The organism is Methylobacterium sp. J-118 (assembly GCF_057836565.1).
In genome coordinates this window covers 370512-380000 of sequence record NZ_JBYQFA010000001.1, presented here as the reverse complement: position 1 = coordinate 380000, position 9489 = coordinate 370512, and the positions used below count along the sequence as shown (strand labels likewise).

The following is a 9489-nucleotide window of genomic DNA, read 5'->3' as shown; positions in this document are numbered from 1 at the left end:
CGGACGGGGAGGGGCTCCTGCGCCGGGCCGAGACGGACCGACCCAAGCTCACCGACGTCCTGTCGGGCTACGGCTATTACCAGGGCACCGTGGCGATCCGGATCGACAGCGCTCCGGTGACCGATCAGGCCGCCCCGGCGGTTCGCGCCGCCGAGGCGTGGCGCAACCGCGGGCTCGTGCCGGTCCGGATCGCCGTGGATCTCGGCCCCCTCTATCACGTGCGTCGGATCGTGGTCCGCGACCCCGCGGGACGACCCTTCCCCGAGGACGTACTGCCCGCGCGGATCACGCGCGTCGACGCGGACGGTCCGGCGCGTTCGGCCACGATCCTGGCGCGCGAAGCCCGGATCGTCGATCAGTTCCGGGGCCGGGGGCATCCCTTCGCCAAGGCGATCGCCCGCGACCCGGTGGTCGACGACACGGCCCACGTCATGGACGTGACCTTCACGATCGATCCCGGCCCGGTGGCCGGCCTCGGTCCGGTGGCTGTGAGCGGTGCCCCCGGTATCGATCCGGCCACGATCCGCTCCTTCATCTATGCCGAGCCGGGCGACCCGTATTCACCGCAGGCGGTGGCGGCGATCCGCCGGTCGGTCGCCCGCATCGAGGGGATCGGCGGCGTGCGCGTCCGGGAAGCCGCCGCCCTCGACCCCGACGGCAACCTGCCGCTGTTCGTCGAGCTGAGCGAGCGGGAGCGCAACCTCATCGGCGTGTCGGCGCGCTACTCCACGGTCGATGGGCCGGGGGTGCGGGCCTATTACGCCAACCGCAACCTGTTCGGCGGCGGCGAGACCTTCCGCCTCGATGCCGACATCTACTATCTCGGCCTCGGCAACGACCCGTTCGCCACCCAGCGCAAGATCGCCGGGATCGGAACCAACGGCTTCGGCGGCCGCCTCTCGGCCACCTACGTGCAGCCGGCCCTGTGGGGCAGCCGCAACGATCTGCTGGCCAACGCCTTCGTCACCCGCGAGGTGCAGCAGAGCTATCTGGTCGATGGCGGCGGCGCCTCGGTGGCGATCCGGCACCGGTTCTCCGACACGTTCGCGGCCCAGATCGGGCTCGACGGGCAGGCGGGTCGCTCGAAGGATGCGCTCGGAACCGTCAACTACCGGCTGATCGGCGTGCCGGCTTCGGTGACCTACGATTCCACCGACAGCCTCCTCGATCCAACCCGCGGGGTGCGGGCGATCGCGTCGCTCGCCGCCTATCCCGGGGCGATCTCATCCCCCGGCATCCTCGTCGCCAAGGCGCAGGGCTCGACCTACTACGCCTTCGACGACGAGGCCCGGTACATCCTGGCCGGGCGGGTCGGATTCGGTTCGGTCTCCGGGGCGCCGCTCGGCGAGATCCCGGACAATTTCCGGTTCTTCGCCGGCGGCGGCGGCTCCGTGCGCGGCTATCCCTATCGCACCCTCGGGCCGATCGGGCCGTACAACCTGCCGATCGGCGGCCGCAGCCTGCTGGAGGCGTCCGTCGAAGCCCGCATCAAGGTCACCGACACGATCGGCGTGGTGCCGTTCTTCGACGCGGGGACCGCCTTCGCCTCCGCGCTGCCGGATTTCAAGGAGACAATCCGGAAATCGGTCGGCATCGGCCTGCGCTACTACACCGGGATCGGCCCGATCCGCGCGGATCTCGCGTTCCCGCTCGATCCCTACAAGGGCGGCCACGTGCGTCCGGCGGTCCTGTATCTCAGCCTGGGGCAGGCATTCTGAATGGCGGATTGCAGCGGGCGGGACGGAGCGCGGCGGCCGGTCTTCGCCCTCGGGCAGGGGCTGGGCGTCATCGGCGCGCTGGTCTGGCTCGCCGTCCTGCTCGCCGGAACCGTGACGCGCACGCACGCCGACGCGGGCGACAAGTCCGTGCTCGGCGGCCTCCTGTCCCGGGCGCTGTCCACGCCGTCGTCGCGGGTGGCGATCGGCGCGGTCGACGGCGCCCTGTCGTCTGACGCCACCATCCGGGACGTCGCCCTGAGCGACCGCGACGGCGTCTGGCTGAAGCTCGACAAGGCGCGCATCGTCTGGCGCCGCCTGGCCCTGCTCTCGGGACGGCTGGAGGTGGACAGCCTGGAGATCGGGCGCCTGGAGGTGCTGCGGCGGCCGATCCCCGGACCGACCCCGCCGGAGGCCAAGCCGGACGGCAAGCTCCTGCCGGATTTCCCCGTGAAGGTCGAGATCAAGGGCTTCCGGCTCGCGGAACTGGTCCTCGGTGAACCGGTCGCCGGGCAGGCTGCCCGCCTGTCCACAGAGGGGCGCGCCCGGCTCGGCGCGGCGAGCGAGGGGCTGGACCTCACGGCCCGGGCGCAGCGCCTCGACGCCGCCGGGCGCTTCCTGCTCAGCCTGCTCTACGTGCCGGCTGGCGACCGCCTGGAGCTGAAGGCGAACCTCGTGGAGCCCGCCGGGGGCCTGCTCTCGAAGGCCGCCAACATTCCCGGCACGCCGCCGATCGATTTCGACCTCGACGGGACGGGCACGCTCGACGCGTGGGCCGCCAAGCTCGATTTCGCCGCCGGTCCGGAGATCGGCGCGAAGGGCGGTGCCAAGATCTCGCGGATCGGCGCCGAACGGCGGCTCGCCCTCGACCTCGCGGCGCGCATTGAGGGCCTGGTGCCCGGTCCGGCCGCCGCGGTATTCGCGGGCACCACGCAGCTCGCGGGCGGGTTCGCCTTCGCTGATAGCGGCGCCTTCCGGATCGACCGGCTGGACCTGACCTCCCGGACCGCCAAGCTCACCGCCGGGGGCAGCCTCACCGCGGACCGGGTCGCGGACCTCATCCTCCAGGCCCGCGCCCTGCCCACCGAGGGCGGCATGACCCGGGCGGGCGAAGCCGAGATCGCCAAGCTCACCTTCGACGGCAGCCTCAAGGGACCCATCGCGGCGCCGACCATCCGCGGCGGCCTCGACGCGGCCGGCCTGCGCGGCCGCGACTCCGCCCTGGATCGGATCGAGGCACGCCTGGACGTGGCGCCGCAGGGCGATCCGACTGCGCGGCGCTTCGCCATCGCCGCGGACGGGAAGGTCGAGGGCCTGCGGCTGGCCGATCCGGCCCTGCGGCGGGCCGTCGGAAGCCGGGCACAGCTCACGCTCCGGGCGGCGGCCGGGCCGGATGGGGTGATCGATGTCGCGACGCTCCGGCTCGACTCCGAGACCGCCCGGGCCGGCTATGCCGGCCGTATCGGGCAGAACACGCTGACCGGTACGCTGGATGCGGTTGTCCCGGATCTCGCGGTGTTCTCCGGCCTCGCCGGGCGCGGGCTCGCGGGTTCCCTCGACGCCAAGGCGCGGCTGAGTGGCGACCCGGCCCGGAAGGCCGTCGCCGCCGATCTCACCGTCGCCACGACCGGCCTCGCGACCGGGATCGCGGCGGCCGACCGGGTCCTCGGCCGAACGCCTTCGCTGCAGGGGCGGGTGTCGCGCTCCTACGACGGGTATGGGTTCGATCATCTGCGCCTGGAGGGGCAGGGCCTCTCCGCCACCCTCCAGGGCGAAGCGACCTCGGAGTTGGCCGATGTCGGCGGCCGCCTCGAGCTCCGGAGCCTCGCGGATCTGGACAATCGCCTCACCGGGCGCGCCGGCATCGACGCGCGCCTCACCGGTTCCCTCGAGCATCCGGACCTCGCGGCGACGCTCACGGCGCCCGCCGCCACGGCCGACGGCAAGCCGATCCGCGACCTGCGGGTCGAGGCCCTCGTCAAGGATGCGCTTCTGGCGCCGGACGGCAGCGTTCGGCTCTCCGGCACCGTGGCCGGCAAGGCCCTGACCGGCGATGCCCATGGCGCGCGCGTGGGACCCGACTGGGCGCTCGACCGGCTCGCACTGAACCTCGGCTCGGTGGCGGTGGCGGGCAGTGCTACGGTTGCGGCCGAGACCTGGCTTTCGGCCGGATCGCTCACGGTGCGGGCTGCCAGCCTTGAGGATATCGCGCCCCTCGCCCCGGAACCGATGGCCGGCCGCCTCGACGCGGCCGTGACCCTCGCCCGCGACGGCGGTCGCCAGGATGCGGCGATCCGGGCGACCGGCGCGGGCCTGCGCTACGGCACCTACGCCCTGGCGCGGCTCGATGCCGACCTGAGGGGCCGCGACCTGCGCGCCCATCCGATCCTCGACGGGCGCCTGGAGGCCGACCGGCTGCTCGCCGCCGGCCAGCAGATCGACGCCCTCCGCCTCGTCGCCGACGGCAGCCCCGCCTTCAGCGACGTCACGCTGACCGCCAGGGCCCGCGGCTTCGGCCTCGACGGGGCGGCCCGCATCGTTCCGGCCGACGACACCCGCATCGAGCTCAAGGCTCTCTCGGCCGCCCGCGGAAGCGACCGCTTCGCCCTGGCCGGACCGGCCGTCATCACCCTCAGGGACGGCGGCGCGGTGATCGACGGGTTGACTGTCGCGGCGGGCTCCGGCCGGATCTGGGTGACGGGCCGGGCCGGGCGCGACCTCGACCTGCGCGTGGCGATCCGGGCGCTGCCGCTGTCCCTCGCCCGGATCGCCGCACCGGATCTCGCCCTGTCGGGGAGTCTCGACGGGGAGGCGGACCTGCACGGGCCGGCGGACATGCCGGAGGGCCGCTACGCCCTCACGGTCTCGAAGCTCACGGCGCCGCAGACCCGGCAGGCGAGCCTGCCGCCGGTGGATGCCAGCGCCCGGGGCACGTTGGCCGATGGGCAGGCGAGCCTCGACGGCCGGGTAACGGCGGGGCGGGGCGTCGCCCTGACGGTGGCCGGCCGGATCCCGGTCGAGGCCGGTGGCGCGCTCGACCTCCGTGCCAAGGGCATTCTCGACGCGGCGCTCGCCAACTCCCTGCTCAGCGTCGGGGGCCAGAGCGTCGCCGGGAAGGTCGCCATCGATGGCGGCGTCACCGGCACGCTCGCGGCCCCGCGGGCGCAGGGCGCGGCAACCCTGACCGCCGGCAGCTTCACCGATCCGCTCAACGGCATCCGGCTCACCGAAATCGAGGGGCGGGTGACCGGCCGGGGCGACAGCCTCGTGGTCGAGCACCTGACCGCGGCGACCCGCAACGGCGGCCGCGTCTCGGTGACGGGCCGCGTGGCGCTGGAGCCGGATTTCCCCGGGCAGTTCCGCGTCCTCGCCGACAGGGCCGAACTGGTGTCGAGCCCGCTGATGACCGCCGTGTCGAGCCTCGACCTCACCCTCGCCGGCCCGCTGGCGCGGACGCCGCGGATCTCCGGCCGGGTCGACATCGCGTCAATCGATGTCGCCGTGCCGGACCGGCTGCCCGCGACCGTGCGGCCCCTGCCGGGGGTGCGCCACGTCAACACGCCGCCGGAGGCGCGCGCACGCCTGGCGCAGCGGGCCGGACCGCGGGTCGCGGCTGCGCCCGGGCGGAGACCGAAGAAACCCGTTGTGCCGTTCGACGCCACACTCGACGTCGCGGTCGATGCCCCGAGCCGCATCTTCGTGCGCGGGCGCGGCATCGATGCCGAGCTCGGCGGCGCCCTCCGGGTGACCGGCACCTCGCTGGCCCCCAACGCGGTCGGCGCCTTCGCGATGCGGCGCGGTCGCCTCGACCTCGTCGGGCAACGTCTCGACTTCAGCCGCGGACGGGTCAGCTTCGCGGGCAGCCTGACGACCCCGGACCTCGATTTCGCCGCCGAGACCAAGGCCGGCGACGTGACCGCCCGCGTCGCGGTGACCGGGCCGGCGGACGCGCCGCAATTCGCCCTGACCTCCGATCCGGTGCTGCCGCAGGACGAGATCCTGTCGCGTCTGCTGTTCAAGAAGGCGGCGGGCGGATTGTCGCCGTTCCAGGCCCTGCAGCTCGCGCAGGCCGTTGCCCAGCTCTCCGGCGGCGCCGCCGGTCCGGACGTGTTCGAGCAGGCGCGCAAGGGCCTCGGCCTCGACAGCCTCGACGTCTCCACGGGGTCCAGCGGCGGCCCGGCGCTCGGCGCCTCGCGCTACATCTCGGACCGGGTCAGCGTCGGCGTGAAGGCCGGCGCCAAACCCGCCGACACCGCGGTCGGGGTGGATTTCGACGTTACCCGGCGGATCAAGCTGAAGGGCGAGGCGGGCAGCGACGGCCGAACCAGCCTCGGCGTCGGCGCCGAATACGAGTGGTGAACGGCCGCCGACACCGCACCGCGCCTCATCGGCGGCGCTGATCCCGCGGTCCTGGCGCATCCGGACTTATCGGCCCGGAGCGCGGTCCGCCGTCTCCAGCAAAACGCGATGCGAATCAAAACGGTAGCGCCCCGTGCCGGTTCCGCTATCCGGAGCGATGCGCTAGCGTGGTCACAAGCGGCTTCGACGACCGCGGATCGGGCGGGACATATTACGGGCGATGGACGACCTTTTCGAGACGGATGACGATCCCCCGGTTCCGGAGGGCGGGATCCTGCGCAGGCTGCCGATCATCAACCGGCGCGGCCTGCACGCCCGGGCCTCCGCCAAGTTCGTGCAGACCGTGGAGCGCTACGATGCCGCGGTTACGGTGACCCGGGCGGGCGAGACCGTGGGCGGGCGCTCGATCATGGGGCTCCTGACCCTGGGCGCCGCCATGGGGACGCAGATCGCCGTCACTGCCGTGGGGCAGGACGCCGAAGCCTGCCTCGACGCCATCGCGGCACTGGTCGCCAACCGGTTCGGCGAGGACGAGTAGGCGCGCTCAGGTCGTCTTGCCCGGCCAGGTGCACAGGTCCGAGACCGGGCATCGTGGGCAGGCGGGTTTCCGGGCCGTGCAGGTATCGCGGCCGTGACGGAACAGCCAGACATGGGCGCCGTCCTTGAACCGCTCCGGCACGATCCGGGCGAGACCGTCGGCGACCGCATCGACGGTAGCACCGGGGGCGAGCGGGATCCGGTTCGAAACCCGGAACACATGGGTGTCGACCGCGATCACCGGCTCGTGGAAGGCGAAGTTCGCCGTGACCTCGGCGCTCTTGCGGCCGATGCCCGGGAGGCGGCGCATGTCGATGGACCTGGGCGGCACGGCGCCGCCGAACTCCGCGATCAGGGCCGCCGACAGCTTGACGATGTTGCGCGCCTTCGAGGGCCCGAGCCCGACCGGCCGGATGATCTCGGTGATCCGGGCCTCGCCCAAAGCCACCATGCCGGCGGGATCCCGGACTTCCGTGAACAGCGCCTCCGCGATCCGGGCGACCGTCGGGCCGGTGGACTGGGCGGAGAGCAGGACGGTCACGAGGAGGCGATACGGGTCGCTGCGGTCGAAGCCGGCTTTCGGATCCGGGTCGGCCTCCGCCAGCCGCGCCATCACGGCCGCGACCCGATCGGCATCATGGCCGTCGGACGATCCCTCCGGCGCGGCGCCGACGCGGCGCGGGGTCGATCGGAGGCCGTGAAGGGTGTCGCGCGCCATGCCGGGCAGCTAGCGTTCGGATCGGTGCCCCGACAGGCCCGGCCGTCCGCGGCCGATTGACCGTTCAGGCCCGCCGCCAGGGCACGGAGGCCGCGCCGGTCCCGAGATGGAGCGTGCCGGCGACGATCGCGCCGGCCCGGCGCAGGAACTCGACCCGCAGGGCGCCCCGCCGGGCGAAGAGGCGGCTGACCACACGGACCAGGGACGCCTCCGCCGGATCGGCGATGATCGGCCGCTCCGCCGTGCGGGCGTCGAGCGTGAGAAAGGTCTCGACCGCGTCGCGCACGGCGTCCGGCGCGGTCACCGCGTGCATCTCCGAGGCGGGTGCCTGCCAGCCCACGGGGCGGACACCCATGAGGCGCTCCGACGGAACCGGCCGGGACCACGCCCGACGGCTCGCCGCGAGGGCGGGACGGTTCGCCACCGGGATCCCAACGGGCTCGACCGCGCCGACGAGGCGGATCGAGCGGCGCAGCGCCGCGAGCCGGGCCCGCAACGCCCGATCGACGGCCTCCGCGGCGGCCTGCTCGACCAGGGCGGCGGCTTCGGATTCGACCGGCTGCCAGGGACGGGCGCCACCGCCCCAGACCGGATGCGGCATTGCCAGCGGCACCACGCCGTGCAGTGCCTCGCGCCCGGTTTCGACGTCGCGGCTCCACGCGAGGGCGACCGCGACCCGACGGCCCGCGGGACGGTGCTGGGCGAGCGGCAGCAGATGATCGGGGTCGCGGAGCGGATCGATCACCGCGTTCCGGACCAGCATGGCCCGCCACGCGGAAATTGCGTCCGCATCCACGCCACCGGGGCGGTGGAGATCGACCCGCATCACCGACGGCCGATCCGGGGCCTGCGCGGGACGCGGCTCGGGCCTCCCGGACAGGCCGCCCTGTATCACGGTGAAGCGTGGCGCCATCGCGTGTCCTGCCTCTCGACGCTTCGTCCCATATCGGGACGCATCGGCGCCTCCGAAGCGCCGCTCGGGGCGCACGCTTCAAAGCCGATGCCGCGCCGGTGCGGCGTCAGGGACCGGGGATCGCCAGGGGATTGTCGGTGAGCGCGGCGGCATCCGGGGCATCGACGCGCGGGCGGCCGAGGAACGCGTCCCACAGCCGCTGGACGAAGGCGGGGTCGAGGTCCCGCAGGATCAGCACGAGCCGGGACGTGTGGTCGGGATCCGGCCAGGCCGGGAGGGTCAGGGGGGCGTGGAACACGTGCTGGACGCCGTGGACCACCAGCGGCCGTTCGGGATCGTCGGCGAGCGCCACGATGCCCTTGAGCCGCAACAGCTTCGGCCCGTGGCCCGAGCGCAGCAGGTCCATGAACATCTCGAAGGCGGGACGCGGTACGGGCGCCGCGCTCGTCAGGCAGACGGCCTGGATCGACGCATCGTGCCGGTTGACCTCGGGATCCCGGTGATCCGCCTCGGCCCGGATTGCGTCGCCGAGCCATGCCCGCACGTCCGCGCCCTTGCCGTCGAGGCCGAACAGCCCGCCGAGCAGCACCTCGGCGGGGGCGTCCGGCGCGACGATCGGGGCCGCGGGGTTGAGCGCGGCGAGGCGGGCGCGGATCCCGGACACGTCGTCCGCGAGATCGGCCTTGGAGAGGACGATGCGGTCCGCGACCGCCGCCTGCCGCACGGCCTCGGGATGGGCGTAGAGGGTTGCCGAACCCGTGACTGCATCGACCACGGTCACCACGGCCTGAAGCCGGTACCGGAGCACGAGATAGGGATGGTAGATCAGCGCGTGCAGGATCGGCGCCGGATCGGCGAGGCCGGTGGTCTCGATGATCACGCGGCGGAACGGCCGGATCCGGCCGTTGTCGCGCTTGCGCAGCAGATCCTCCAGGGTCGCGATCAGGTCGCCCCGCACCGTGCAGCACAGGCAGCCGGCGCCCAGGAGGATCATGTCCTCGTCGACGGTCTCGATCAGCAGGTGATCGAGACCGATCGCGCCGAACTCGTTGACGATCACCACCGTGTCGGCGAGCGCCGGATCGCGCAGCAGCCGGTTCAGCAGCGTGGTCTTGCCGGCGCCGAGGAAGCCGGTGAGCACCGTGAGCGGGATCGGCTCCGGGCGTCGCGGATCGGGGACGGGCGCAGGGCTGGATGACATGAGCGTCGAGGTGGGGTTTCCCGGCACCCGCGGCAACGCGGCGGGG

At 73.5% G+C, this 9489-nt stretch carries 6 protein-coding genes (1 of these 6 cut by a window edge); 3 read left to right on the top strand and 3 right to left on the bottom strand.

Annotated elements, in window-relative coordinates; translation table 11 throughout:
- The 3 genes from AC3IF3_RS01775 to AC3IF3_RS01765 form a co-directional block, all read left to right on the top strand.
- A protein-coding gene (locus AC3IF3_RS01775; protein ID WP_489226975.1) for an autotransporter assembly complex protein TamA crosses the window boundary here: on the top strand, positions 1-1718 show its 3' portion. Its footprint begins 199 nt before the window's first position; the window shows 1718 of its 1917 coding nt (coding positions 200-1917); its start codon lies beyond the left edge, outside the window; it ends in the stop codon at positions 1716-1718.
- Complete coding sequence (locus tag AC3IF3_RS01770; protein WP_489226973.1) at positions 1719-6074, top strand: translocation/assembly module TamB domain-containing protein; 4356 nt, start codon at positions 1719-1721, stop codon at positions 6072-6074.
- A 220-nt stretch (positions 6075-6294) separates the two neighbouring features.
- Positions 6295-6612 (top strand): HPr family phosphocarrier protein, encoded by a 318-nt coding sequence (locus AC3IF3_RS01765; protein WP_243968046.1) that lies wholly within the window; start codon positions 6295-6297, stop codon positions 6610-6612.
- Positions 6613-6618: 6 nt separating this feature from the next.
- Here AC3IF3_RS01765 and AC3IF3_RS01760 read toward each other — a convergent pair whose 3' ends face one another.
- From AC3IF3_RS01760 to AC3IF3_RS01750, 3 genes are all read right to left on the bottom strand, one after another.
- Positions 6619-7329, bottom strand: a complete 711-nt coding sequence (locus AC3IF3_RS01760) for an endonuclease III domain-containing protein (RefSeq protein ID WP_489219486.1) — start codon at positions 7327-7329, stop codon at positions 6619-6621.
- Positions 7330-7393: 64 nt separating this feature from the next.
- On the bottom strand, positions 7394-8242 hold the full coding sequence (locus AC3IF3_RS01755; protein ID WP_489226971.1) for a hypothetical protein: 849 nt from the start codon (positions 8240-8242) through the stop codon (positions 7394-7396).
- 106 nt (positions 8243-8348) lie between these two features.
- Positions 8349-9443, bottom strand: a complete 1095-nt coding sequence (locus tag AC3IF3_RS01750) for a CobW family GTP-binding protein (RefSeq protein WP_489226969.1) — start codon at positions 9441-9443, stop codon at positions 8349-8351.
- Positions 9444-9489 lie beyond the last annotated feature (46 nt).

Bases quoted from the DNA above. Each gene is read 5' to 3' on its own strand.
- AC3IF3_RS01755 (WP_489226971.1), bottom strand. From the start codon at position 8,242: ATGGCGCCACGCTTCACCGTGATACAGGGCGGCCTGTCCGGGAGGCCC.
- AC3IF3_RS01750 (WP_489226969.1), bottom strand. From the start codon at position 9,443: ATGTCATCCAGCCCTGCGCCCGTCCCCGATCCGCGACGCCCGGAGCCG.
- AC3IF3_RS01770 (WP_489226973.1), top strand. From the start codon at position 1,719: ATGGCGGATTGCAGCGGGCGGGACGGAGCGCGGCGGCCGGTCTTCGCC.
- AC3IF3_RS01760 (WP_489219486.1), bottom strand. From the start codon at position 7,329: ATGGCGCGCGACACCCTTCACGGCCTCCGATCGACCCCGCGCCGCGTC.
- AC3IF3_RS01765 (WP_243968046.1), top strand. From the start codon at position 6,295: ATGGACGACCTTTTCGAGACGGATGACGATCCCCCGGTTCCGGAGGGC.